The following is a 23,825-nucleotide window of genomic DNA, read 5'->3' on the forward strand; positions in this document are numbered from 1 at the left end:
ACGCCATGCTGTTAATGTCCCGCGTCGTGACCGACTTGTTGACAGAGCGGACCCGTACGCGGCCGCCGGCCGGAGGGCGAGCGCGCGTGGCGTGGCTGGTCATCGGGTTCGTGACGGGGGCCGTGCTGGTGTGCTCCGTGGTGACGGCCCGGCTGCACGGGGACATCCGGTACGTGCTGGCGTGCTTGCGCAGTGGTGAGGCGGTCGGCATCTCGCCGTCGGAGACCTTCACTCACCGGCCGTATTTCTACCGGTGGTTCCTGTACTGCCTCGATCAGCTGGGCACCGGTCCCACCGCGGTGCGCGAGGCGGTCCTGCGGGGCGCCGGCGTGCTGCTGTGCCTCGCCGCCGGGCTCGCCCTGCGCGCGGCGCTGCGGCGGCGGCTGCCGGGCCGGGAGGCGGATCTGGCCGGTGCCGCGGTGGCCCTGGTGCTCGCGCTGGCGCCGCGCACCGACTTCCTGCAGCCGGAGTGGACGGCCGCGCTGCTGTCGGTGCTCGCGGTGGCCGTCGTGCTCGCCGGCGAACGGCCCGTGCCCGCCGCGGCGCTCGCGGCCGTACCGCTGGGGCTCGCGGTGATGATGAAGTACTCCACCGCCGCGACCGCGCTCATCGCGCTGCTGGCCGTCTTCGCCGCCGACCGGGTGCGCGCGCTGCTCCTCGCCGCCGCGACGGCCGCGTCGAGCGTGCTGCTGCTGGGCTTCAGCCTCTGGTCGGGGTCGCGGGAGTGGCAGTGGGTCCGGGACATGCCGCGGATCAACCAGGGGTCACTGTCCCGGCAGGGCGTGCGGCCCGGGGAGCTCTTCGCCCGGTCGGTCGACTTCCTCGCGGACCGGGCCGTCCTCAGCCCCGTACTGCTCCTGCTGCCCGCGGCGCTGCTCCTGCTGCTCGCCTGTCAGGACGACCGGCGCCGGCGCGCCGAGTGGGCGGTGCTCGCCGTGGCGGGGGCCGCCGTGGGGCTGGGCGCGGTCGTGGTGCAGGGCAACTGGTTCGCGTACCACGCCGCCGCGCTGCCGGTGGGTGCCGCCGCGCTGTGGGGGCTCGCGGTGGCGCGGTGGTACGGGGTGCGGGGGCGGGTGCCGCTGGGCTTCCTGGTGGTCAGCGGTGTGCTCGCCGTCCTGGTGCCGTGGTACTCCGCCGCCCCGCAGGGGCTGCAGCGGTCTGCGGTCGTGTGGGGGGCGGGGGTCGTCGCGCTCGGCGCCGCGTTCCTCGACGTGCGGCGCCCGGGCCGGGGCGGCTCCGGGTTCCGGGTGCCGGCCGCCGTGGTGGGGATCGGGCTGGCCGCGGTGGCCGTCTGGCCGTCCTCCCCCAACCTCATGGACCGCGGTGAGGTGGCCGAGACCAACGCCGCGTACCTGCGGGCCTCCGAGGAGAAGGCCGACGCGGCGGCCGAGGTGCGGCGGCGGCTGCCGGACGGGGCGCTCGTGCAGTACCTCGCCTTCGGAGACGAGGCGTACTTCCTCGGGCACGCCTCGCCCTGCCCCTACCCGGTCCCGACGTTCCTGCAGCGCACCCGCTACCTCCCGGACGTGAGCACCCTCGACTCGTACGCCGAGAACGCCCGTTGCCTGGACGAGGACCCGCCGCGGTACGCGGTGCTGAACCGCGGCTGGTTCCCCCCGGCGAAGATCGACCGGGCGCTGGCGCGGCGGATCGAGGCCCGCTACGACTGTCCGCCGGCGCCGGCGGAGCGGCTCGTCGTGTGCCGGCTGCGGTGAGCGCGGGCCGCCGCGCCCGCACGGCGACGGCCGCCGCCCCTTCCCGGGCGGCGGCCGTCGTCGTACCGCGGCTCACCGGGCGCCGATCAGCTCCATGACCCGGTGCGCCATCGCCACGGCGTAGTTCTGTCCCCGGTCCTGCGGGTAGACCTGCGCCATCGTGGCCAGCGTGACCCTGCTCATCGTCGTCTCGTGCGGCGGGATGAGCTCCCGGTACTCCGGGGTGACGACGGGCTGCGCGAAGGGGGCGCGGGAGAAGTGCCTGCGGGAGATCCAGGAGCGGTCGAAGTCCGGGTTCAGGCGTCGCAGCCAGGGCATGTACGCCTCCAGCAGGTCCTCCGGGTCGGAGGTGAAGCGCCAGTCGTCGCGCGGCACGTAGTTCCCGACGTACACGACGTGCTTGCCGCCGTACTCCGCCGGGTCCACCATCCGGGTGTGCTCGACGACGGCCAGGAACGGGAAGTCGGTGTCGTTGACGTTGAGCCAGTAGTACGGGATGAGGCTGCGGTCCAGCTCCAGCACGAGGCAGGTCGCGCCGAGGTACTGGTTGCGCCAGGTCACGTCGTCGGACGGCAGTCCCGCGGCCCGGGCGAAGGCGGGCTGCGGGACGGTGACGACGACGTGGTCGAAGCCGTACGACGACCCGTCCTCGGTGTCGACCGTCACCGTGTCGCCGTCCTGCCGGATGCGCGTCAGCCGCTTGCCGAACTCGATCTTCCCGCCGCGTGAGGCGACCGCGTCCGCCAGCGCCGCGTACACCTTGTCGAACCCGCCGTGCACATAGCCCAGTTCGAAGGTGCGGCAGTGCACCCGGGCCCACAGCCAGGCCATGGACACCTCTTCGGCGCGCTCCCCGAACTTGCCGCGCAGCAGCGGCTCCCAGATCTCCTCCGTGGCGCGCCGTCCGGCCCAGCGGCGCAGCCAGCTCAGCGCCGTGCGGTCGTTGAAGCGCTCGCCCTTGCGTACGGCCTTCAGCGCGGCGGAGGAGAACGCGAAGCGCAGTGCCGGCAGCGGTGGCAGGAAGCGCAGCATCTGCAGCGGGGTGCTGAAGGGGCGCAGCCGTCCGGCGCGGTAGATGCCGGTGGTGGGCCTGTGGAAGCGCAGGGACGGGCCCAGGCCCAGCTCCTCGATCAGCTCGATCATGGCGTGGTCGGAGCGGAAGATGTGGTGGTAGTAGCGCTCCAGCGGCGTGCCCTGCACGGTCAGTGAGGCGGCCAGGCCGCCCAGTTCGTCGGCCGCTTCCAGCACCGTGACCGTGTGCCCGGCCTTGACCGCGTCGTAGGCGGCGGTCAGTCCGGTGGCGCCGGCGCCGATGATGCCCAGGTTCACGCGAAGCTCCACTTCCGGTTGAGCACGAACTGCACCGCCAGGACCAGCGGCAGGGAGGCGGCCTTGACCAGGTTCGGGTCAGCTCCGAACCGGCCGGCGAAGAGCCACAGCAGCCCGAAGGTGAGCGCGGCACCGACCAGGCCGACGGCGTAGAAGCGCGCGAAGCGCAGCAGCGGACGGTCGCGCTTGCCGAAGGTGAAGACCGCGTTGAGGACGAAGTTGTTGGTGATGCCGAGGGTGGTGCTGACGCCGTTGGCGATCTGCTCGTGCCAGCCCAGGACGTTGAAGAGGAGCGCGAAGGCGGCCAGGTCCAGGGCGACTCCGCTGCCGCCGACGAGGGTGTAACCGATCAGTTGGCGGAGGTCGCGTCGCGGGCGCCGTCCGGTCGGTGCGGGCGCGTCAGTGACCGTCATGGCGGACCACCTGCCGGACGATGTACAGCGGGCGTCCCTGCGCCTCGCTGTACGTGCGCCCGATGTACGAGCCGAGCACTCCGAGCGAGAGCATCTGCACCCCGCCGAGGAACAGCACGACGACCATGAGCATGGTCCAGCCGGACACCGTGATGTCGGGCCGGAACACCTTCATCGCCAGGGCGTAGACGATGCCCGCGAAGGAGAGGGCGAGCACCAGGAACCCGAGGCGGGTGATGAGCTTCAGCGGAACCGTGGAGAAGCCGGTCACCCCGTCGATCGCCAGCCGCGCCATCTTCCGCAGCGGGTACTTGGTCTCCCCGGCGAACCGCTCGTCGCGGTCGAAGTACACCTCGGTCTGGACGAAGCCCATCGAGGCGACGATGCCGCGCACGAACCGGCTGCGTTCGCGGTAGCGCCGCAGTTCGTCGGCGACCCGCCGGTCCAGCAGCCGGAAGTCCCCGGTGTCCAGGGGGATGTCGACCTCCGTGCACGCGCGCAGGACCCTGTAGTACGCGGCGGCCGTCGCCCGCTTGAACAGCCCGTCCTGCCGGGACCGGCGGCGGGCGTGCACGATCTCCGCGCCGTCCCGCCAGGCGTCGATGAGTTCCAGGCTCACCCGCGGCGGGTCCTGCAGATCGGTGTCCATCACGATCACCGCGTCGCCGCGCGCCTCGTCCAGTCCGGCCGTGATCGCCATCTGGTGCCCGAAGTTGCGCGCGAAGTCGACCACGCGCACCCGCGGATCGTTCTTCGCCAGGTCGCGGAGGATCGTCAGGGAGGCGTCGGACGAGCCGTCGTTGACGTACACCAGCTCGAAGGAGAGTTCCGGACGGGTACCGACCGCCTCCACGAGCTCGTCGTGGAAGCGCCGTATGCCGTCCTGCTCGTTGAACACCGGCAGCACGTAGCTGACCAGTGCGGTTCCGCCGGGGCTCTCCCGGGGGCGCGGCACCGGTGACGGTGTCGCGGGGGCGGATGCGTCTGACATTGCGGCGACGCTAGGGAGCACTGCTGAACGGCGGGCGAACAGCCGGTGGTGTTCCGCGCTCGAACAGGTGGCGGGCGGCCGTCTCCAAAAAGTCGGATGCGGCGTGCAACCGTTCGGGGCGATGATCGGTCTTTACAGCGACCACATCGGTCGTATTTACGAGGAGACCGTCATTCCCGCCATACGCAAGACCCTGACCGCCACCGCCGTCGCCACCGTGGTCCTGGCCGGGGCCGCCGCCTGCGGCACCGTGGAGAACCTGTCCGCCGGGCAGAAGCTCGACCAGGCCGTCGAAAAGCTCGGCAAGGAGCGTTCGCTCTCCTTCGAGCTGGACCTGGACACCGACGCCGCGTCGCTGAAGGCGTTGGACTCGGGGGCGGCGCCCGGCGAGGAGATGCCCGAAGAGCTCGTCGAGCTGCTCAGCGACGCGCGGATCTCCGTCTCCGTGCAGTCCAAGAAGCCGATCGAGGAGTCCGGCGAGAAGGACTTCACCGCCATGGCGCTGAAGTTCAGCGTCCCGGACGGTGACCTGTTCGAGTACCGGCTGGTCGGCGACTACACCTACGTCCGTGCCGACGTGGACGCGCTCGGGCGGATGAGCGGCAGCCCCATGCCGTCGGCCGACGAACTGCCGGACAGCGCGGGGGCGTTCAAGAAGCTCCTCGCCGGTGAGTGGATCAAGATCTCGACGAAGGAGGTCGAGGAGGCCGGCGATCAGATGTCGGGGGCGGAGGGCGCCGAGGCCGGGAAGCCCTCGGCGGAGCCCACGCTCGACGCCAAGACGCAGAAGAAGCTCACCAAGGCGCTGCGGCAGGTCATCGCCCAGCAGGTCGACTTCAAGACCTCCGAGGGGTCGGACGGCACCGAGCACATCAAGGCCACGGCACCCTTCCGCACGCTGCTGACCGAGCTGTTCGACGAACTCGGTCCGCTGACGGAGCAGCTGCCGGCGGGCAGCGAGATGCCGACGGCCAAGGACTTCAAGGACGCGCCGAACGAGAAGGTCACGGCCGACTTCACGCTGAAGAACGGCGAGCTGACCGAGGTCTCCGTGGACCTCGCCAAGCTGGCGGAGAAGGCGAAGGTCAAGAAGTTCGCGCTGGTGCTGCGCCTGGGCGGGGGCGAGAAGGCCACGGCCCCGGCGGGCGCCACGGAGGTGCGCGTCGACGAGCTCATGGAGGGCTTCTTCGGCGGCCTCGGCGAGGAGGCGTTCATGGGAGGCGGCGAGATCTGATCCCGCCCGGTACAGGCGGTTCCGCCGCCTGTACCGGCCGCCCCGCGGAAGAAGAGGTGCGTGCCGGCCCCGCCCCCTCCTTCGGCGGCGGCCTCACCCTCCGGTGACCGTGTCCCAGTGGACCGTGCGGTCGCACCAGCGGTCCAGGAGGACCTGGTCGTGGCCCACGGCCAGCAGGCCCGCGCCCGTCGAGGCGCGGTAGTCCTCGACGGCCCCGACCAGCGCGGCCGTGGTCGACGCGTCCAGCATCGCGGTCATCTCGTCGCAGATCAGCCAGCGGGGGCGCAGTACCAGCGCGCGGGCCAGGCAGGCGCGTTGGAGCTGGCCGTCGCTGACCTCGTGGGGGCGGCGGGTGAGCAGGTCGGGGGTCAGGCCGACGGTTCCGGCGAGTTCGGCCACCCGGTCGGGGACGGACGAGCGGCGGCCCGTGGCGCGCAGGGGCTCCGCGATCAGGTCGGCCAGGCTCAGGCGGGGGTCGGCGGAGAGGCGGGGCTGCTGGAAGACGACGCCGACGGCGGTGCGCAGTTCGCGCGGGGCGCGGTGGCGCCAGTGGCGTACGGGGGTGCCGTCGAGGACGACGTCCCCGGCGTCCGGGCGGTGCAGGAGGGCGGCGACCCTCGCCAGGGTGGACTTGCCGCAGCCGCTGGGGCCGAGCAGGCCGACGGACTCGCCGGGGGTGACGGTGAGGGTGGCGTCCCGTACGGCGGGGGCGCGTCGGTCGTAGCCGGCGGTGATGGCGCGCAGTTCAAGCACGGATGTCCTCGTGGGTGGGTGCCGGGGCCGGGTGGTGGCAGGCGACCGACCCGGTGAAGGGCGGGAGCGCCGTGCAGGCGTCGGTGGCCCGGTCGCAGCGGGCGGCGAAGGCGCAGCCGTCGGGGAGGGCGCCGAGTTCGGGGGGCATGCCGGGGATGGGGGTGAAGGCCCGGTCGGGGAGGGCGTCCAGGAGGCCCCGGCTGTAGGGGTGGCGGGGGCCGGGCGTGCCGAAGAAGGCGGTCGCGTCGGCGAGTTCGACGATGCGGCCCGCGTACATGACCGCGACCCGGTCGGCGACGCGTTCCGCCGCCGCGAGGTCGTGGGTGATCATCAGCAGGGCCCGGTCGCCGTCGGCGTCGACGTGGCGGCGCAGTTCGTCGACGGTGCGGTCCACCAGGTCGCGGTCCAGTCCCGTGGTGGGTTCGTCGGCGAGGAGCAGGGGCGCGTCGCCGATCAGGGCGAGGGCGGTGGCGGCGCGCTGGGCGAGGCCGCCGGAGAGTTCGTGGGGATGGCGGTCGAGGTGGTCCGGCGGGAACCCGGCGCGTCCGGCGGCCCGTTCGGCCGCCGCGCGCAGGGCCGCGCGGCCCCGGACGCCGGTGAGCTGGGCGACCGTCTCCTCCATCTGGGAGCGGATGGTGCGCACCGGGGTGAGGTGGGCGGCGGGGCTCTGCGGGATGAGGCCGATCCTGCGGCCCCGCACGGTGCGGGCGAGGGTGCGTTCACCGGCGGTCAGCAGGTCCAGGTCGCCGAGGTGGGCGTGGCCCGCCGTCTGCGCGTTGGCGGGGAGCAGGCCGAGGAGGGCGGAGGCGAGGACGGACTTGCCGCAGCCGCTCTCGCCGATCAGGGCGAGGCATTCGCCGGGCGCCACGTCGAAGCGGGCGTCCGTGACGGCGGCGATCCGGCGGCCGCCCGGCAGCAGGAAGCGCACGGAGAGGCCGCGTACCGACAGCACGGGGGGTCGCTCGGTCGTCGCGGCGCCGGTGGACGGCGGAGGGAGGCTCTCGGCCGTCGCCGCATGCGGCGACGGTACGGCAGGTCGCTCGGTCGTCACAGCGTCAGCTCCGATCGGCGGCGGGGGTTGATCCGCTCCCGCCAGACACCGGCGAGGCCGGCGATGGCGAGGGTCGGGATGATCAGGAACAGGCCGGGGAAGAGGGTCGGCCACCACTGTCCGGCGAGCAGGGAGCCGCGGGCGCCCTGGATGAGGGTGCCGAGGCTGGCGGTGTGGGCGGGCAGGCCGAGGCCGAGGAAGGACAGGGCCGACTCGTGCCACATGGCGTGCGGCACCATGAGGACGGCGGCGAGACCGGCCTGGGGCAGCACACCGGGCAGCAGGTGCCGGACGACGACCCGCCACCGGGAGGCGCCGCCGGAGACGGCCGCGTCGATGTACGGGCGGGAGCGCAGCGAGAGGACCTCGGCGCGGACGATGCGGGCGGTGGACAGCCAGTGGGTGAGGCCGACGGAGACCACCACCGGCCAGACGCCCGGCCGGAACATGGCGACGATGAAGACGCCGAGCAGCAGGTGCGGTACGGAGGAGAAGGTGTCGACCAGGCGCATGACCGCGCGGTCGGTCCAGCCGCCGAGCGCGCCGGCGGCGGCGCCGACGGCGGTGCCGATCACGGTGGCGGTGAGCGCGGCCACCACGCCCACGAGCAGGGAGACCCGGAGCCCGTACACGCAGCGCAGCAGCAGGTCGCGGCCCACGTCGTCGGTGCCGAAGGGGTGGGACCAGGACGGTGGCAGGAGTTTGGCGGCGAGGTCGACGGCCTGCTGGTCGAGCCGGACCAGCGGGGGGACGAGGAGCACCGCGAGGACGGTCACGGCGACGAGTCCGGCGGAGACGTACAGCCGCAGGGTGTGGGTGGAACGGCGGGCGGTGCCGTGTTCCCGCCACACCGTCTTCGTCACGGTGGTGGTGTCAGCGGCCATGGGGGTTGCCTCCATGGGGGTCACGTCCATGGGTGGCACGTCCATGGGAGTCACATCTCATTCAGCTTCACCCTCGGGTCGATCAGTCCGTAGAGCAGGTCGGCGAGGAGGTTCCCGGCGAGGACGGCGGCGGTGGCGAGGGTGGTCAGCGCGGCGAGGAGCGGGAAGTCCACGGAGGTGGCCGCCTCCACGGTGGCCGCGGCGATGCCCGGCCAGCTGAACACCGTCTCCACCAGCAGGGCGCCGGTGATGAGTTCGGGGACGCGGGAGCCGATCAGGGTGAGGACGGGCAGCAGTCCGGAGCGCAGGGCGTGGCCGAGCAGGACGGTGCGTTCGCTCAGGCCGCGGGCGCGGGCGCCGCGCACGGGGTCCTCCGCGAGGGCGTCGCCGACGCCCTGTCGGACGTAGAGGGTGAACCAGGGCAGCTGGGAGACGGCGAGGACGCCGGCGGGCAGCACCAGGTGGCTCGTGACCTGGCCGAAGGTGACCTGTTCGCTTCCGGTGTCGGTGAGGCCGCCGGCCGGGAGGACGTCCAGCTCGAGGGCGAACAGCCAGACGGCGAGCAGGGCGATCCAGAAGACCGGGGCGGCCTCCAGGGCGTACGCGAGGGAGGTGACCGTACGGTCGAGGAGCGAGCCGGGGCGGCGGGCGGCGAGCACGCCGAGCACGGTGCCGAGCAGCACGGCGACGGCGAACGCGACGGCGCACAGCAGGGCCGACCAGACCAGGCGTTCGCCGATGACCTCGGCGACGGGCTGGCGCATGACGGTGGACTGGCCGAGGTCGCCGCCGAACGCGGAGGTCAGCCAGTCCCACCAGCGGGCGGTGAACGGCCGGTCCACGCCGAGGTTCTCGCGCAGCCGGTCCAGGGTCTCCTGGTCGGCGCCTAGCGCGGCGGTACCGGCGTACGCCTTGACGGGGTCGAAGGGGGAGGCGGCGGCGACGGCGAACACGCCGAAGGTGACGACCAGCAGCACGGGCACGGCGAACAGGGCCCGCCGTGCCGTGAGCCGGGTCATCTCTCCCCAGGGGAGGGTGGTCATGCGGCGGGCTGCCAGTCCTCGACGTTCCACCAGGGGCCGCTGGCGAAGCCGTGCTCGTGGGGTTCGGTCTGGGTGGTGAGGTCCTTCCAGCGGTCGGCGAGGACGTACATGTGGTCGATGTGGGTGAGGAAGGTGTAGCCGGGGTTCTTCACCAGTTCGCGCTGGAGGGTGTCGTAGGCGGCCTCGCGGTCCTTCGGGTCCTGGCCGCGGCGGCCGGTGTCGAGGGCCTCGTCGACGGCCGGGTTGTCGTAGAGGGCCATGTTGTTGAAGCCGTCGCCGGCGAGGGAGGAGTGCAGGAGCGTGTAGAGGCCGAAGTCGGGGTCGCCGGTGCTGCCGAAGCCGGCGAGGACGGCGTCGTGCTTCATCCGGGGTTCGATGACCTCCCAGGTGGCGCTCTCCACCTTGACGTCGATGCCGGCCTTCTTGGCGTCGGAGGCGTAGGCGAGGGCGTGGTCCTGGCGGACCTTGTCGCCGGAGGGGTAGTAGAGGGTGAAGCGGGCGGGGCGGCCGTCCTTGGCGCGGATGCCGTCCTTTCCGGTCTTCCAGCCGGCCTCGTCGAGGATGCCCTTGGCCTTGCCGAGGTCCTGGGGGCGTTCGACGTCCTCGGCGAACCAGGGGTCGTCGACGGGCAGCGGACCGTAGGCGGGGCGGCCGGCGCCGTCGAGGATCTTGTCGACCATGGTCTCGCGGTCCACGGCGAGGTCCAGGGCGCGGCGGATCGCGGTGTCGCCGGCGACGGGGTTGCCGGTGGGGAGGGTGACGGCGCGGAAGTCGTACGACGTCGCCTTGTACGTCTTCTTCCCGTCGTCGTCCTTGAAGGTGGCGGCCAGGTTGGGCGGGAGGGTCGCGCCGTCGAGGTCGCCGGAGCGCAGCCGGGTGGCGCGGACGTCGTCGTCGGCGATGATCGCCATGGTGAGCTTTTTCACCTTCGGGGCGCCGCCCCAGTAGTCCGGATTGGCCTTGAAGGTGAGCTTCTCGCCCTTGCTCCAGCCGGTGAGGACGTACGGTCCGGTGCCGACCGGCTTGGTGTTGAACGGGCCGGTGTTGGGGTCCTGCTCGCCCGCTATGTGCTCGGGGACGATGGGCAGCACGGTGCGGGCGGCGAAGGCCGCGTAGGGGTAGTCGAGGGTGAAGACGACCTTGTCGTCGCCGTCGGCCCGGACGTCCTTGACGGCGTCCAGTTCGCTCTTGGCGGTGTTGTTGGTCTTCTCGTCCAGCACGGTGTCGTACGTGAAGACCACGTCGTCGGCGGTGAGCGGCTCGCCGTCGCTGAACTTCACGCCGTCGCGCAGGGTGTAGGTGTAGGTGCGGCCGCCGTCGGTGATCTCGGGGAGCGCCTTCGCCAGGGCCGGCTTCAGCCTCATGTCGGCGTCGCGGGCGAGGAGTCCGTCGAAGATCTTGGAGTTGCCGTCCTTGCCGTAGCCGAGCAGCGGGCTGAGGGTGTCCGGTTCGGACGGGACCCCGATCACGACGGAATCCGCGGACGCCCCGCCGTCCGCGCCGCCGTCGCCCGGCGCCGAGCAGGCGGCGACCGCACCGGCCATCGCGAGCGCGGCGGCGGTACCCCGTATTCGTCGGGTCGTCATCGAACCTCACATTCCTTATGCCTGAAAATCGTTGTTGCATATTAATTGCAGCAAGGTACTGCCCAGGACACCGGCCCCTCACTCCCCCGCCCCCGGCAGGGGGTGCCGCTCGTGTCAAGTGCGCAGGTGCGCGCCAGGGCGTGAGCCGCCGGGCGCCGTCCGCGCGCCCCCGGTGGCCGCTTGTCACCGGACCGGAACGGGCACTACTGTCACCACGCCTTGGTGACGGGAAATCGGTGCGATACCGGTGCGGCCCTCGCCACTGTGATCGGGAAGTCCGGCTCCAGTCCTCATGGACGGCCACTGGGTCCCTCGGGACCCGGGAAGGCGGAGCACGGGCGGTGGTACCCGTCAGCCAGGAGACCGGCCAAGGCGCGTCAACCATCCACGAGGTGCTGGAGAGGGTCTGCTGAGCCATGCACATAGCCGAGGGTTTTCTGCCACCGGCGCACGCGGTCGCCTGGGGCGTCGCGTCGGCGCCGTTCGTCGTCCACGGAGCCCGGTCGCTCGTCCGTGAGGTACGGGAACATCCCGAGAGCACCCTGCTGATGGGCGCGTCGGGAGCGTTCACGTTCGTCCTGTCCGCACTGAAACTGCCGTCCGTCACCGGGAGTTGCTCCCACCCCACCGGCACGGGGCTCGGCGCGATCCTGTTCCGGCCGCCGGTCATGGCGGTGCTGGGCACCATCACCCTGCTGTTCCAGGCGCTGCTGCTCGCCCACGGCGGGCTGACCACGCTGGGCGCCAACGTCTTCTCGATGGCGGTCGTCGGCCCCTGGGCCGGGTACGGGGTCTACCGGCTGCTGCGCCGGTACGACGTGCCGCTGATGGTGACGGTGTTCTGCGGCGCGTTCGTCGCCGACCTGTCGACGTACTGCGTGACGAGCGTGCAGCTGGCGCTCGCCTTCCCCGACCCGGGGAGCGGATTCTGGGGCGCGCTGGGCAAGTTCGGCTCCATCTTCGCCGTGACGCAGATCCCGCTCGCGGTGAGCGAGGGGCTGCTGACCGTGCTGGTGATGCGCATGCTGGTGCAGTCGAGCAAGGGCGAGCTGACGCGGCTCGGGGTGCTGGTGACGTCGGCGGCCGGGCGGAAGACGGCGAAGTCGTCCGACTCGGCGGAGGCGGTGGCCCGATGAGCCGCAACGCGAAGATCAACACGCTGCTGCTGGCGCTCGTCGCCGCGCTCGCCGTGCTCCCGCTGGTGTTCGGACTCGGCGACCACAAGGAGGAGCCCTTCGCCGGCGCGGACGCCGAGGCGGAGACGGCGATCACCGAGATCGACCCGGACTACGAGCCGTGGTTCTCACCCCTGTACGAACCGCCGTCCGGGGAGATCGAGTCGGCGCTGTTCGCCCTCCAGGCGGCGATCGGCGCGGGCGTCCTCGCGTACTACTTCGGAGTACGGCGCGGGCGGCGTCAGGGGGAGGCGCGGGCGCTGGAGCGACTGCGGACGGAGACGAACGCGGACACGGACGCGGACGCCGAGGCCGGGGCCGTCTCCGAACGGCGACGGGTCTGACGGCACGTGCTGCCGATCGACGCGGCGGCGCACGGCAGCCGCTGGCGCCACCGCCATCCCGTGGACAAGGCCGTGCTGGGACTGGGCCTCACCGTGCTCGCGATCTCGCTGCCGCCCTGGCCGGGCGCGGCCCTGGTGCTGGTGACGGCGCTCGCGGTGCTGCTCGGCCCGGCAGGGGTGCCGGGCCGGCGGCTGTGGCGGGCGTACCGGGTGCCGCTGGGCTTCTGCGTCACCGGGGCGCTGACGCTGCTGGTGCGGGTGGGCGGACCGGGCGGATTCGTCTCCTGGGCCGAGGACGGGCCGCCGCGCGCCGGTGAGTTGATGCTGCGCACGTCGGCGGCCTCGCTGGGCGTGCTGCTGTTCGCCTTCACCACGCCCATGTCGGATCTGCTGCCGCGCCTGGTGCGGGCCGGGGTGCCGGCCCCGCTCGTGGACGTGGCGCTGGTGACGTACCGGATGAGCTTCCTGCTGCTGGACTCGGTGCGCCGCGTCGGCCAGGCGCAGGCGGCCCGGCTCGGGCACACCAGCCGGGCGGCGACGTGGCGTTCGCTGGGCGGGCTCGGCGCGACCGCGTTCGTCCGGTCCTTCGACCGGGCGGCGCGGCTGCAGACGGGGCTCGCCGGACGCGGCTACGACGGCACCCTGCGCGTGCTGGTGCCCGAGGCCCGCGTCTCCGTCCGGTTCACGGCCGCGAGCGTGGCGCTCCTCGCGGCGCTGGCCGCCCTCACCCTCGTACTGGAAAGGCGACTGCCGTGAGTGAGTCCGTGCTGCTGGCCCTGCGGGGCGCGTCGTTCGCGTACGAGGACGGCCCGCCCGTGCTCGACGGCCTGGACTTCGAGGTGCGCGAGGGGCGCGCGCTGGCGCTCCTGGGACGCAACGGCAGCGGCAAGACGACGCTGATGCGGCTGCTCAGCGGCGGACTGCGCCCAGACAGAGGCGAGTTGACCGTCGAGGGCCGGCCGGTGCGCTACGACCGCAAAGGCCTGACGGCGCTGCGCACCACCGTGCAGCTGGTGGTGCAGGACCCCGACGACCAGTTGTTCGCGGCGTCGGTCGGCCAGGACGTGTCGTTCGGGCCGCTCAACCTCGGCCTGTCCGACACGGAGGTGCGCGCCCGGGTGGCGGAGTCGCTCGCCGCGCTGGACATCACCGCCCTCGCCGACCGTCCCACCCACCTGCTGTCCTACGGGCAGCGCAAGCGGACGGCGATCGCGGGCGCGGTCGCCATGCGGCCCCGCGTGCTGATCCTGGACGAGCCGACGGCGGGCCTCGACCCCGACGGCCAGGAACGCCTGCTCGCCACCCTCGACGGCCTGCGCGAGAACGGCACGACGGTCGTCATGGCCACCCACGACGTGGACCTCGCCCTGCGCTGGGCCGACGACGCGACCCTGCTCACCCCGTCGGGCGCGCACACCGGCCCGGCGCCCGACGTGCTGGCCCGCACGGACCTCCTCGCGGCGGCGGGGCTGCGGCTGCCGTGGGGAGTGGCGGTCACCCGGCTGCTGCGGGCGCAGGGGCTGGTGACCGGGTCGGCGACCGGCCCCCGCTGCCCGGAGGAGCTCGCGGCCCTGGTGACCGCGTCCGCCGGCGGCGATGACGCGCACGTCCCGTGAGGTCACCGGGGCGCGGGCGGCCCGTCGGTGCCTCATGGAAGCCGGCGCGGGTCCGCGGCGCGGGTGATGGCCGACTCGACGGCGGCGATGCGGTCGGCGAGGAGGGCGAGGGCGGCGACCGCGCGGGACAGGGCGTCCTCGTCGGGGGCGCCCAGGGTGAGGGTGCGGACGTGGGCGGACTTCACCTCGGTCCAGCGGGCCGCCTGTTCGGCGGTGAGCGTGCCGCGCAGTTCGGCGAGTTTGAGGAGGTTCGCCTCGGCGCCCGTGGTGAGGGTCTGGGCCTCGCCCTTGTAGTGGTCGTCGATGACGGCGGCCAGTTCGGTGTCGTTCATGACGGGCTGGATCCGCTGGGCGATCTTGTTCATGTTGCGGTAGGAGCCCTGGAGCCGGAACGGGGGCTCGGTGCGGGCGTCGTCGGACCGGGCGGCGGAGGCGATGTACGCCGCGTTGACGGCGAGGACCGTGCGGCGGGCGGTGAGCAGGTGGCGCAGCACCGCCAGGACGCGGTCCAGTTCGGTGGGGGCGTAGGGGTGGGTGAGGCGGTCGGCGCGGGCGGTGGGGTCGTTCCCGGCGAGGCGGATCAGCAGGTCGAGGTCGGCGCGGTCGCGGCCGGCGAGCGGGGCGAGGACCGGGTTGGCGGTGAGGGCGTTCTCCACGAAGCTGAGCGCGAAGGCGTCCTCCTTGCCGGTGAGGACGTCGCCGAGGTTCCACACGTCGGCGCGGTTGGCCAGCATGTCCGGGATCCGGAAGGCGTCGCCGGACTCGGTGTAGGGGTTGCCGGCCATGCAGACGGCGAACCGTTTCCCGCGCAGGTCGTAGGTGCGCGGTTCGCCCTCCCACACGCCCTCCATCCGGCGCGTGGCGTCGCACAGCGGGATGAACTTCTGGAGCAGTTCGGGTGAGGTGTGCTGGATGTCGTCGAGGTACAGGAGGGTGTTGTTGCCGGCCGCCAGCGCGAAGTTGATCTTCTCGATCTCCTGGCGGGCGGTGGCGTTCGGTGCCTCGGCCGGGTCGAGCGAGGTGACCGCGTGGCCGAGGGCGGGGCCGCTGATCTTCACCAGGACCAGGCCGAGGCGGTCGGCGACGTACTCCATGAGGGTCGTCTTGCCGTAGCCGGGCGGGGAGACGAGCAGCAGCAGGCCGCCGGTGCCGGTGCGGCCGGACTCGCCGGTGGTGCCGAGCTGTTTGGCGAGGCTGTCGCCGACCAGCGGGAGGTAGACCTCGTCGACCAGGCGGTTGCGGACGAACGTCGCCATCACGCGCGGCCGGTGGTCGTCCAGGCGCAGCCGGGTGCGCTCGGCGGCCACCAGGGCGGTGCGGCGGCGCTGGAAGGCGCGGAAGGCGGGTACGTCGCGCTGCCTGAACTCCTCGGTGCGGGCGAGGAACTCGTCCAGGCGGAGGGTGAGGCGGCGGTCGGTGATCCGGGGGTGGGTGCCGAGCAGGCCGTCCACGGTGACGGTCAGGGGCGCGTTCGAGGTGTGGCGGGGTGTGTCCGGGCAGAGTTCGGCGGCCACGGCCTCGGCGAGGTCGCCGGCGGTCGGTGCGTCCCCGGTGGTCGCGGCGTACGCGGTCAACCAGGCCTCGGCCAGTTGGCGGCGGGCGGTGAGGTCCGTGAGGGCGGTGAGGTCGTCGTCGTACGCCTCGGTGGTGACCGTGCGGTGGAAGGCGTCGAGCAGGGCGCGGGTGCGGGCGCCGATGACGAAGCCCTCGGGTCCTGTGGTGAGTTCGTCGAAGAGGTACGCGGCGCAGGCCTCGGGGCGGACGGCGGCGTCCTCGTCCCAGGCGCGTACGGCCCCCGCGAGTTCCGTGCGCAGCGCGTCGAGGGCGGGCGGCGGGCCGAAGGCGTCGCGGACGCGGGCCAGGGAGCGGGCGCGGCGGGTGAGGTCGGCGCGTTCCCGGTCGGTGGTGCCGTGCGTCCAGTACAGCAGGGTGTGGGCGCGGACGGCGGGCTCGTGGCGCAGTGGGCCCGCGCCGTCGTACAGGGGCAGGAGGGCGGTGAGGATCGCGGTGGCGTCGTGGTCGTGGACGCCCCGTTCGTACCCCTCGTCGTACGCCTCCTCGGCGGTCCGGCGGACCAGGGCGGCGAGGTCGCCGGTGCCGGTCAGGGCGTCGGGGCCGGGCGTGTGCAGCAGGCGGGCGGCGAGGTGTTCGGCGCGGTAGACCTCGGGTGACTCGGAGGGCAGGTGCCGGTTCCAGAGCGGGCGGGCGGCGAGGAGGGCGGGGTCGGTGACGGGGGCGCGGTAGTCGGTGCCGGTGAGGGCGAGCGCGAGGCCGTCGCCGTGCGGGACGACGGTGAGGTCGAAGGGCTGGGTGGAGACGGCGAACCGGTGGCCGCCCAGGCGGAGGGCGCGTCCGCCCTCCGCGTAGAGGTCGGTGCGGTCGCGCAGGGCGCGGGCGGCCTCCTGGCGGGCGGAGCGCAGCCGTCCGTCGAGTTCCTCGGCGCGGACGCGGTCGCCGAGTCCGCGCAGTTCGTCGGCGGTGCGGCGGACCTTGGCGACGAGCGGGTCGGAGGCGAAGTAGGTGCTCACCGCGTCGGCGTCGGGGAGCGTGGCGCTGCGCCGCGTGACCGTCTCCAGTACGCGGGCGGCGGCGGACACGAGCTGCTCGGCGCGGCGGGCCAGGGCGTCGGAGAGGCTCTGCTTGCGGGCGGAGAACGCCTCGTAGACTTCGGTGCGCCGGTCGGCGAGCTCGCCGAGGACGTCGTCGAACTCGGCGAACCGGGACTCCAGAGCCTCCAGCTGGGCCAGTACGCGGGTCAGTTGCTCGTCGCAGGTCTCCGGGGTGTCCGCCGCCGCGAGGGCGCCGGTGACCGTCTGGCCGAGGAGGGAGAGCTCGGCGGCGAAACCGGCGCGCGCCTCCCGGTCGAGGAGGGACCGGCGGCGGGCGTCGAGGGTGGCGCGGGCGCGGTTGACGCCGCCCGTCGCCTCGGCGATCCGCTCCAGGACGGTCGTACGGACGGTGGTGTCGGCGATGTCGAGTCCGGCGACCACCTCGGTCACCGTGCGCAGTCCGTCGGCCAGTTCGTCCAGGCGGGCGGCGACCGGGGCGGCCTCGGCGGCGGTGGTGACCGCCCCGGCGTCGGCGGCCAGCCGTTCGACGTCCGCGTGGTGGGCGGCGAAGGCGTCCTCGCGGGCCAGGAAGGCGATCGCGCGCTGTCCGAAGGAGGCGAGGTCGGCTCCGGCCCCGTCGGCCAGTGCGTCGATGCGGGCGTGGTCCGCGTACCGCATGTCCTTCAGGGTCAGCAGGTGGCCCTGGGCGTGGCGGAGTTCGGTCAGTCCGGTGACCCAGGCGGCGGCCTCGCGCGGCTGCTCGCCGCGCAGCCGGCGCACCACGGAGGCGATCCGGTCCGCCGCCTCGTCGAGCGCTTCGGCGGCCCGGGCGGTGAGGTCGCGTACGGTCTCGAACTCGGCCAGCACCTGGTCGGAGGTGGCCCGCATCTCCTCCAGCGGTGTGCGCAGGTCGCCGAGTTCGGTGTCGCCCAGCCAGTGGTGGGCGTCGAGTGCGCGGACGCAGGCGGCCACCAGGGCGGTGTACACCTCGGTGGTGGGGGTGGTCTCGGTGACGGAGCGGGCCAGGGAGAGGCAGTCGGAGATGCCGCGTACGAGGTCGGCGTTGCCGATCCGGGCCAGCGGGCCCTCGCCGACGGGCTGTGCGGCGGCGTGGGTGTCGGAGACGTAGGGCGAGTGCCACAGCTGTACGGGGTGGACGCGGGCGGGGTCGTCGCCGTCGGGGCGCAGCAGGGCGAGGAGTCCGTCGTCGAACAGGGCCCAGCCGTGGCAGGCCATCGGGGTGGCGACCGCCTCGCGGATGAGGTTGTACGACAGCAGCAGCGCGCGTCCGCGTCCGGGTGCGTGGAAGACGTACAGCACGTCCTCGCCGTGCGGCGAGCGCACCTCGTGGGCGAACTCCATGCCGTCCGTGTCGAGTTCGTACGTCTTGTGCGGGCCGGTGGCGAGGCAGTAGCCGCCGGGGAAGACGATGCCCTGGTCGTCGGGGAGCCGGCGGGGGCCCTGTCCGATGCCGTCGAGGCGGACGACGGACCGGGTGAGGGTGTTGAAGACCAGGTGGCGGTGGGTGGTCTCCTTGTACGGCAGGACGCGCAGCAGGATCAGGGGGCCGACGCGGGCGTGGGCGATCTCGGCGTCGGCGAGGGACTGCAGGGGTTCGTCGACCGGTTCGCTGTGGATGCCGTCGGGGGTGTCGGTGTCGTTCTCGGTCTTGACGGTGAGGGTGCCGCCGAGGGTGTCGACGAAGACCTCGCCCCGGACGGAGACGTGCGGGTGGCGGCCGAGGACGTGGTCCTCGCGGGTGGTGGGCGTCCAGTCGATGTCGGCGGGCGGGGTGCGGGCGTGGTCGCGGTCGCCGCGCGCGTCCAGGAAGACCGCCGAGCGGCCGTCCTCCGGGATCGTCCAGCGCAGGACGCGGATGTCGCCGGCCTTCTCACCGGTCTGGAAGACGGCGAGCAGTCTGCCGTCGGTCCGGCGCAGCCGCAGCAGGCGGGCCTGGCGGTAGTAGCGGTGCAGGGCGGCGAACTCGCGGAGGAAGCCGGGGTCGTCGAGGAGTCCGGGTACGGCGTCGTCGGGGAGCCGGTTCAGGTCGCGGTCGTGCGGGGCGAGGACGTCGCCCACGGTGGTGTCGGCCTCCGGGCGGGGCCGGGTGTCGTAGCCGAAGAGCAGGACGTTCCCGACGGCGACGATGTCGCGGGGGACGGCGGTGCGGTCGGTGCGCAGCCGTTCGGTGCCGGTGAGGCGCAGTTCCGGGGCGCCGAACTCCTCGGCCCGGCGGCGGTTCAGCGCCTCCGCGCGGCGGGCGAGTTCGGCGGCCCGGCCGGCGAGGCGGTCGCGCAGCACCTGGTAGGCGCCGCCGTCGACCGCCGGGTGGGCCGCGGTGCGGTGGTCGCCCGTGTCGGGGGTCTGGTGCGGAGCCGTGTCGGGGGTCTGGCGCGGTGCCGTGTTCGTGGGCTCGTGAGTGCCGGTGGTCATGGCTGCCTCTCGGAAGGTACGGCCGTCATGGCTGCCTCTCGGGGGTACGGCCTTCAATGGCTGCCTTTCGGAAGGTGCGGACGGGAGCCGCCGTCCCCTGTGCGGCGGCTCCCGTCCAAAGGGGGGTCAGGCCCCGGTGCGGCCGTCCGGCGCGGCCGGCGGCGTGTCCGAGGGGCCCGGCCCACCGGCCTTCGCGAGCAGTTCCTCGAGCTGTCCGGTGTTCTCACCGCCCTGCCGCATCAGCCGCATCAGCAGCGCGGACACCGTGAGGTTCTGCACGTCGGCGGTGGAGGTGGAGCCGAGGATCCGGCTCAGGTCGTCGGTGAAGCTCGCCGAGCCGTCCAGCCAGGGACCGGCGAGGGCCTGCGCGGTCTCGGAGCTCTTGACGAAGCCGTCCACACCCTTGCCGAGCGCGATCGAGGAGACGAGGCGGTCGAAGAACACCGACTCCCCGCCGACGATGTTGATGTCCGCGTTCTCCAGTCCGGTGGCGAGGACGGTGGCCTGCGCCTCGGCGACCTGCCGCTGCACGTCCAGTCCGGCGAGCCGGATGTCCTTCTCGGCCTCCAGCCGCAGCCGGTACTCCTCGTGGCCGCGGGACGCCTCGTCGAGGGCGGCCATCGCCGCCGCCTTCTCGGTGAGGCCGGCCGCCTCCGCCCGCAGCCTGCTGCCGATGGCCTCCGCGTCGGCGAGGGCCTTGGCCCGCGCCCCCTCGGCCTCGGCGCGCAGCCGGGCCTCGGTGGCCTCGGCCTCGGCACGGCCCGCCTTCTCGATGACGTCGGCCTCCTTGTCGCGGACCTGGACGACGGCCAGTCCCTCGGCCGCGGACTCCGCCTGGACGCCCTCGGCCAGCCGCAGCTTGGCCCGTGCGTCGAGGTCGGCGGTCTTCAACCGGGCCTCGGCGAGGGTGAGTTCCTCGGCGGCACGGTGCGTGGCGGCCTGCTCGGCGGCCTCGGCGGCCTTGATGTCCTTGACCAGTTTCTCCTGCGCCTCGGCCTCCGCGGCGATGATCACGGCCTGCCGCTGCCGCTCCGCCTCCTCCACGGCCCGCAGCTTCTTGATCGACTCCTCCTGCTCGGCGACCGTACGGTCCACCGCGACCCGTTCCCGGACGACCTCGGCGATCTCCCGCTTCTCCGCCTCGACCTCCTTGTCGGCGGCGATCCGGGTCAGCTGGGTCTCCCGCTCGCGGGCGATGACCTCGAGGAGGCGGTCCTTCTCGATGCGCTCGCTCTCCACGGCGATGACCCGCTCGCGGTTCTTGGCGGCGACGGCGACCTCACGGGCCTGGTTCTCGCGCTGCACGCCGAGCTGTTCCTCGGTGCGCAGGAAGGCGCTCTGCGCGCGCAGCCGCTCCTCCTCCACCACCCGCGCGGTCTCGGCCTCCTCGCGGGCCCGTACGGTCTCGATCTCCCGCTTCTGCTTGATCTCGGCGTCGGCCTGCCGGCGTTCCAGTTCCAGGATCGCCTCGCGCGCGTCGACGTCCTGCCGGGTGATCTCCTTCTGCTCGTTGCGCTGGGCCTCGTTGGTGCGGACGTGCTCCACGGCCGTCAGCTCGGTGATCTTGCGGATGCCCTGCGCGTCGAGGACGTTGCCCGGGTCGAGCTGGGTCAGCGGCGTCTGCTCCAGGTAGTCGATCGCCGCGTCCTCGAGGTGGTAGCCGTTCAGGTCGACGCCGATGACCTCGATGATCCGGTACCGCAGTTCCTCGCGCTTGGTGTAGAGGTCGGTGAAGTCCAGCTGCTTGCCGACGGTCTTCAGCGCCTCGGAGAACTTCGCGTGGAACAGCTCCTGGAGCGTGTTGCGGTCGCTGGCCCGCGCGGTGCCGACGGCCTGGGCGACCTTGATGACGTCGTCGACGGTCTTGTTGACCTTGACGAAGAACGTGATGCGGATGTCCGCGCGGATGTTGTCCCGGCAGATCAGGCCTTCCTTGCCGGCCCGGGTGATCTCGATGGTCTTCACCGAGATGTCCATCACCTCGGCCTTGTGCAGCACCGGCAGCACGACCGACCCGGTGAAGGTCACGTCGACCCTGCGGGTCTTGGAGACGATCAGTGCCTTGCCCTGCTCCACCTTGCGGAACAGTTTGGAGACGACGAGCAGGCCGATGAGCACGAGCAGCAGGGCGACGCCGGCGAGTACGGCGATGCCCACGGTGGCGGCATCCATGGGACACGTCCTCCTGGACTGGAAAGTGGGTCGAGCGGTGCCTCGTCGGTGAGGCGGGTGAAGGTCCGGTGGAGGAGGAGACGGCGCGACGGCCGCCGCGGTTCTGCGCCGGGCGCGGACGGATGCCGTCCGCACCCGGCGCGCCCCCTCTGCTCACCGCTCACGTCGGGGGTCGGCACCGCCCCCCTCCCGGTCCCGGACCGGGCACCTGCCGGTGCCCGGCACCGGAACCGTCCGCGGTGCTCCCCGCGGACCATGCTGCCCGCTCGGGGGGTGCTCGCACATTTCCGGAACCCGGCAATGTTCATTAGGGTCTTGATGCCGGTGTGACACAACCGGCGCGTCAGGGAAGCGTCAAGAACCGGGGGGAACGCGTGACGGAACGGGAGATCCCGGAGGAGTATTTCCAAGACTATGCCCGCATCCTGGCCGAGGTCGCGGCCACGGGCAGGCGCCTCACCCGCGACGAGATCGCCTCCCGGCGTGCCCTGGGGGAACGGGCCGCGGAGGCGGGTTTCGGTCTGCGCTCCCTCGTCAGCGCGCACCTGTCCGGCGCCCGCGGTGCGTGGCCGCGCGGGGCGGACTCGGCCGACAGCGCGCTCGCGGCCGTACAGCAGGTCGTGGACGCGTTCGCCGAGGGGTACGAGCGGGCGCAGCGGCTGGCGGTGCGTCAGGAGGAGGCCGCGCGCCGGGAGTTCATCGACGACCTGCTCTACGGCCGCAGCGACCTGGGGCGGCTGGCGGAGCGCGCCGAGCGCTTCGGGCTGCGGCTGTCCCACGAGCACGCGGTCGCCGTCGCCCGGGGCCCGGTCGCCTACGACGAGGGCGACCCGGTGCCGCGGCAGGTGGAGCGCGCCCTGATCTCCCGGTTCGGTGACCGCAGCATCCTGCTCACCACCAAGGACGGGCGGCTGCTGTGCGTCGCGCCCGGACACCAGGGCGAGGTGCTCACGTACTTCGCGAAGCAGGCGTACGCCGCCACCGACGGCGGCCAGGTCGCCATCGGACGCCCGCAGCCGGGTCCGGGCGGTGTCGTCCAGTCCTACGAGGAGGCCCTGAACTCACTGGAGATGGCCGAGCGGATGGGGCTCGACGACCCGGTGCTGCGCGCCGCCGACCTGCTCGTCTATCCCGTACTGGCCCGCGACCGCCAGGCGATGGCCGACCTGGTGCACAACACCCTGGGGCCGCTGACCACGGCCCGCGGCGGTGCCGGGCCCCTCCTGGACACGCTCACCGCGTACTTCGACTCCGGCTGTGTCGCCGCGGAGGCGGCCCGGCGGCTCTCGCTGAGCGTGCGCGCGCTGACCTACCGCCTGGAGCGCATCCACAAGCTCACCGGCGCCGACCCGTCGGACCCGTCCCACCGCTACATGCTCCAGACGGCGGTGATCGGCGCACGCCTGCTGGACTGGCCCGCCGACGAGTCGTGAGGGGGGCGCCCGTCCGGTCGCGTGCGGTGGACTTCCCCGGGCCGGCGGTCCGGGGCATCCCCTCGGGGACGGCCGGTCGGGGCCGTGGTGGGCCGGCCCGGGAGGCGGACCCGCCCGGAGAGGCCGCCACACGCCCTTACGGCCGGTCCTCGACCAGGGTGATGTCCCGGTGCGCGGCCGCGTGGAAGGCGGGCAGCAGGAGGACGCCGCCGGGGCGCAGTTCCACGAGGGTGGCCTCGGCGTGGGCCCGGCCCGCCTCGAGGGCGCCGTCGGGCACGGTCGCGGTGTCCTCCCAGCGGTGCTCCTCGCCGTCGCACACCGCGCGGGTGCCGCCGCCGGAGTAGTGGGAGTCGGACGCGGACCGGCCGACCGAGGAGCTGACGAAGACCGGTCCGTCGCCGCCGAGGCAGCGGTAGGTACCGGAGAGGGTGACGGCGCCGTCGGCCATCCGGCCCTTCGCGTCCACCGTCACGGACTCCCCGGGGACGGAGGGGACGGCCGACGCGGGCGAGGAAGCGGCCGACGCCGACGAGGGGGCCGCGGCGGCGAAGCCGAGCAGCAGCAGCGCGGAACCGGCCGCGGCGCCGAGGACGGGGCGCACGGACATGGGGAACCTCCCGGAACGAGCGGAACAAGGAGTCCCACCAGTACCCGGCGCGGGGCCCGGGCCCGGTCATCGTCACCCCTTCGGTGGCGAGTCGGCCGCGGCCGTCGGGGAACCGTCCCGGGAATGTCCTGGAGCTGTCACGTTTCCCGGCGGGCGGTTCCGACGCGTGTGCGGCCCGGGCATGGTCTGTGCATACGACCTGTTCGGATCGTTCCACCCATGTGGAGGTGCGCCATGTGTGCCCACCGGTTTTCCTGTCCCCGGCCCCATGACTCCGCCGCACATGTGGTGGCCGCCCACCCCGAGCAGGGCTGGAGCCTGCTGTGCGACGGGGCGATCGTCTTCGACGACACCGGCGAACTGCTCCCCGACGGCCGGGTGATCGCCCCGCACCGCCTCCCCGCCGACCGGCTCGCCGTCGCCGCCTGAACCGGCCGCTGCCTGGGGCGGCCGCTGCCTGAGCCGGTCACCGCCTGGGCCGGTCACCGCCTGAGCCG

At 73.2% G+C, this 23,825-nt stretch carries 19 protein-coding genes and 1 riboswitch; of the genes, 8 read left to right on the top strand and 11 right to left on the bottom strand.

From position 1 onward, the window contains the following. The first annotated feature begins 86 nt into the window (after positions 1-86). Positions 87-1,715 (top strand): hypothetical protein, encoded by a 1,629-nt coding sequence (locus tag ACH5AO_RS10090; protein ID WP_398923724.1) that lies wholly within the window; start codon positions 87-89, stop codon positions 1,713-1,715. Between the two features lie 72 nt (positions 1,716-1,787). Here ACH5AO_RS10090 and ACH5AO_RS10095 read toward each other — a convergent pair whose 3' ends face one another. From ACH5AO_RS10095 to ACH5AO_RS10105, 3 genes are read right to left on the bottom strand one after another with little or no spacing between them, the layout of a single operon-like run. Continuing rightward, positions 1,788-3,044, bottom strand: a complete 1,257-nt coding sequence (locus tag ACH5AO_RS10095; RefSeq protein WP_398923726.1) for an NAD(P)/FAD-dependent oxidoreductase — start codon at positions 3,042-3,044, stop codon at positions 1,788-1,790. Beyond that, a complete protein-coding gene (locus tag ACH5AO_RS10100) occupies positions 3,041-3,457 on the bottom strand; it encodes a GtrA family protein (protein ID WP_398923728.1) in 417 nt (138 codons plus the stop codon). Before ACH5AO_RS10100 ends, ACH5AO_RS10095 begins: the two co-directional genes overlap by 4 nt. Further along, positions 3,444-4,448, bottom strand: coding sequence for a glycosyltransferase family 2 protein (locus ACH5AO_RS10105; RefSeq protein WP_398923730.1), 1,005 nt, complete (start codon positions 4,446-4,448; stop codon positions 3,444-3,446). Before ACH5AO_RS10105 ends, ACH5AO_RS10100 begins: the two co-directional genes overlap by 14 nt. 121 nt (positions 4,449-4,569) lie before the next feature. Between ACH5AO_RS10105 and ACH5AO_RS10110 the strand changes: the two genes are divergently transcribed. Beyond that, positions 4,570-5,682: a hypothetical protein gene (locus ACH5AO_RS10110; RefSeq protein WP_398923732.1), complete on the top strand. Its 1,113-nt coding sequence runs from the start codon at positions 4,570-4,572 to the stop codon at positions 5,680-5,682. A gap of 93 nt (positions 5,683-5,775) precedes the next feature. On the opposite strand, the gene ACH5AO_RS10115 is transcribed toward ACH5AO_RS10110, so the two are convergent. The 5 genes from ACH5AO_RS10115 to ACH5AO_RS10135 all read right to left on the bottom strand — a co-directional run bounded on the left by ACH5AO_RS10115 (position 5,776) and on the right by ACH5AO_RS10135 (position 10,999). Then, entirely contained in the window at positions 5,776-6,435 is a 660-nt protein-coding gene (locus ACH5AO_RS10115) for an ABC transporter ATP-binding protein (protein WP_398923734.1), read from the bottom strand. Beyond that, positions 6,428-7,387: an ABC transporter ATP-binding protein gene (locus ACH5AO_RS10120; protein ID WP_398923736.1), complete on the bottom strand. Its 960-nt coding sequence runs from the start codon at positions 7,385-7,387 to the stop codon at positions 6,428-6,430. Before ACH5AO_RS10120 ends, ACH5AO_RS10115 begins: the two co-directional genes overlap by 8 nt. 95 nt (positions 7,388-7,482) lie before the next feature. Then, positions 7,483-8,370 carry an ABC transporter permease gene (locus ACH5AO_RS10125; RefSeq protein WP_398923738.1) on the bottom strand — a complete coding sequence of 296 codons (888 nt, stop codon included), beginning with the start codon at positions 8,368-8,370 and terminating at the stop codon, positions 7,483-7,485. Positions 8,371-8,420: 50 nt separating this feature from the next. Beyond that, positions 8,421-9,389, bottom strand: coding sequence for an ABC transporter permease (locus ACH5AO_RS10130; protein ID WP_398924048.1), 969 nt, complete (start codon positions 9,387-9,389; stop codon positions 8,421-8,423). Between the two features lie 20 nt (positions 9,390-9,409). Further along, positions 9,410-10,999: an ABC transporter substrate-binding protein gene (locus tag ACH5AO_RS10135; protein WP_398923740.1), complete on the bottom strand. Its 1,590-nt coding sequence runs from the start codon at positions 10,997-10,999 to the stop codon at positions 9,410-9,412. Between the two features lie 203 nt (positions 11,000-11,202). Beyond that, a riboswitch (cobalamin riboswitch) is annotated at positions 11,203-11,386 on the top strand. 29 nt (positions 11,387-11,415) lie between these two features. Here ACH5AO_RS10135 and ACH5AO_RS10140 point away from each other — a divergent pair. From ACH5AO_RS10140 to ACH5AO_RS10155, 4 genes are read left to right on the top strand one after another with little or no spacing between them, the layout of a single operon-like run. After that, the gene (locus ACH5AO_RS10140; protein ID WP_398923742.1) at positions 11,416-12,135 is read left to right on the top strand and encodes an energy-coupling factor ABC transporter permease; all 720 of its coding nucleotides are present in this window, start codon (positions 11,416-11,418) and stop codon (positions 12,133-12,135) included. Then, positions 12,132-12,518, top strand: coding sequence for an energy-coupling factor ABC transporter substrate-binding protein (locus ACH5AO_RS10145; RefSeq protein ID WP_398923744.1), 387 nt, complete (start codon positions 12,132-12,134; stop codon positions 12,516-12,518). The genes ACH5AO_RS10140 and ACH5AO_RS10145 overlap by 4 nt, the downstream gene beginning before the upstream one ends. Positions 12,519-12,524: 6 nt before the next feature. Next, positions 12,525-13,274 (top strand): cobalt ECF transporter T component CbiQ, encoded by a 750-nt coding sequence (gene cbiQ, locus ACH5AO_RS10150; protein ID WP_398923746.1) that lies wholly within the window; start codon positions 12,525-12,527, stop codon positions 13,272-13,274. Beyond that, positions 13,271-14,134 (top strand): energy-coupling factor ABC transporter ATP-binding protein, encoded by an 864-nt coding sequence (locus ACH5AO_RS10155; protein ID WP_398923748.1) that lies wholly within the window; start codon positions 13,271-13,273, stop codon positions 14,132-14,134. Before cbiQ ends, ACH5AO_RS10155 begins: the two co-directional genes overlap by 4 nt. 32 nt (positions 14,135-14,166) lie before the next feature. Here ACH5AO_RS10155 and ACH5AO_RS10160 read toward each other — a convergent pair whose 3' ends face one another. Then, the gene (locus ACH5AO_RS10160; protein WP_398923750.1) at positions 14,167-19,116 is read right to left on the bottom strand and encodes a DNA repair ATPase; all 4,950 of its coding nucleotides are present in this window, start codon (positions 19,114-19,116) and stop codon (positions 14,167-14,169) included. A 126-nt stretch (positions 19,117-19,242) separates the two neighbouring features. Then, positions 19,243-21,288, bottom strand: coding sequence for a flotillin family protein (locus ACH5AO_RS10165; RefSeq protein ID WP_398923752.1), 2,046 nt, complete (start codon positions 21,286-21,288; stop codon positions 19,243-19,245). A gap of 374 nt (positions 21,289-21,662) precedes the next feature. On the opposite strand from ACH5AO_RS10165, the gene ACH5AO_RS10170 reads away from it, so the two are divergent. Next, complete coding sequence (locus ACH5AO_RS10170; RefSeq protein ID WP_398923754.1) at positions 21,663-22,721, top strand: PucR family transcriptional regulator; 1,059 nt, start codon at positions 21,663-21,665, stop codon at positions 22,719-22,721. 136 nt (positions 22,722-22,857) lie between these two features. On the opposite strand, the gene ACH5AO_RS10175 is transcribed toward ACH5AO_RS10170, so the two are convergent. Then, positions 22,858-23,328 carry a DUF6299 family protein gene (locus tag ACH5AO_RS10175; RefSeq protein ID WP_398923756.1) on the bottom strand — a complete coding sequence of 157 codons (471 nt, stop codon included), beginning with the start codon at positions 23,326-23,328 and terminating at the stop codon, positions 22,858-22,860. Between the two features lie 234 nt (positions 23,329-23,562). Here ACH5AO_RS10175 and ACH5AO_RS10180 point away from each other — a divergent pair, with 234 nt between their 5' ends. Then, on the top strand, positions 23,563-23,757 hold the full coding sequence (locus tag ACH5AO_RS10180; RefSeq protein ID WP_398923758.1) for a DUF5999 family protein: 195 nt from the start codon (positions 23,563-23,565) through the stop codon (positions 23,755-23,757). The last annotated feature ends 68 nt before the right edge of the window (positions 23,758-23,825 follow it).

This window comes from Streptomyces sp. NPDC018964 (assembly GCF_044390325.1).
In the GTDB taxonomy this organism is placed as follows: Bacteria; Actinomycetota; Actinomycetes; order Streptomycetales; family Streptomycetaceae; genus Streptomyces.

Coding starts and splice junctions, on each gene's coding strand:
- ACH5AO_RS10145 (WP_398923744.1), top strand. CDS start 12,132: ATGAGCCGCAACGCGAAGATCAACACGCTGCTGCTGGCGCTCGTCGCC.
- ACH5AO_RS10110 (WP_398923732.1), top strand. CDS start 4,570: ATGATCGGTCTTTACAGCGACCACATCGGTCGTATTTACGAGGAGACC.
- ACH5AO_RS10100 (WP_398923728.1), bottom strand. CDS start 3,457: ATGACGGTCACTGACGCGCCCGCACCGACCGGACGGCGCCCGCGACGC.
- ACH5AO_RS10125 (WP_398923738.1), bottom strand. CDS start 8,370: ATGGCCGCTGACACCACCACCGTGACGAAGACGGTGTGGCGGGAACAC.
- ACH5AO_RS10165 (WP_398923752.1), bottom strand. CDS start 21,288: ATGGATGCCGCCACCGTGGGCATCGCCGTACTCGCCGGCGTCGCCCTG.
- ACH5AO_RS10175 (WP_398923756.1), bottom strand. CDS start 23,328: ATGTCCGTGCGCCCCGTCCTCGGCGCCGCGGCCGGTTCCGCGCTGCTG.
- ACH5AO_RS10160 (WP_398923750.1), bottom strand. CDS start 19,116: ATGACCACCGGCACTCACGAGCCCACGAACACGGCACCGCGCCAGACC.
- ACH5AO_RS10105 (WP_398923730.1), bottom strand. CDS start 4,448: ATGTCAGACGCATCCGCCCCCGCGACACCGTCACCGGTGCCGCGCCCC.
- ACH5AO_RS10135 (WP_398923740.1), bottom strand. CDS start 10,999: ATGACGACCCGACGAATACGGGGTACCGCCGCCGCGCTCGCGATGGCC.
- ACH5AO_RS10180 (WP_398923758.1), top strand. CDS start 23,563: ATGTGTGCCCACCGGTTTTCCTGTCCCCGGCCCCATGACTCCGCCGCA.
- ACH5AO_RS10130 (WP_398924048.1), bottom strand. CDS start 9,389: ATGACCCGGCTCACGGCACGGCGGGCCCTGTTCGCCGTGCCCGTGCTG.
- ACH5AO_RS10140 (WP_398923742.1), top strand. CDS start 11,416: ATGCACATAGCCGAGGGTTTTCTGCCACCGGCGCACGCGGTCGCCTGG.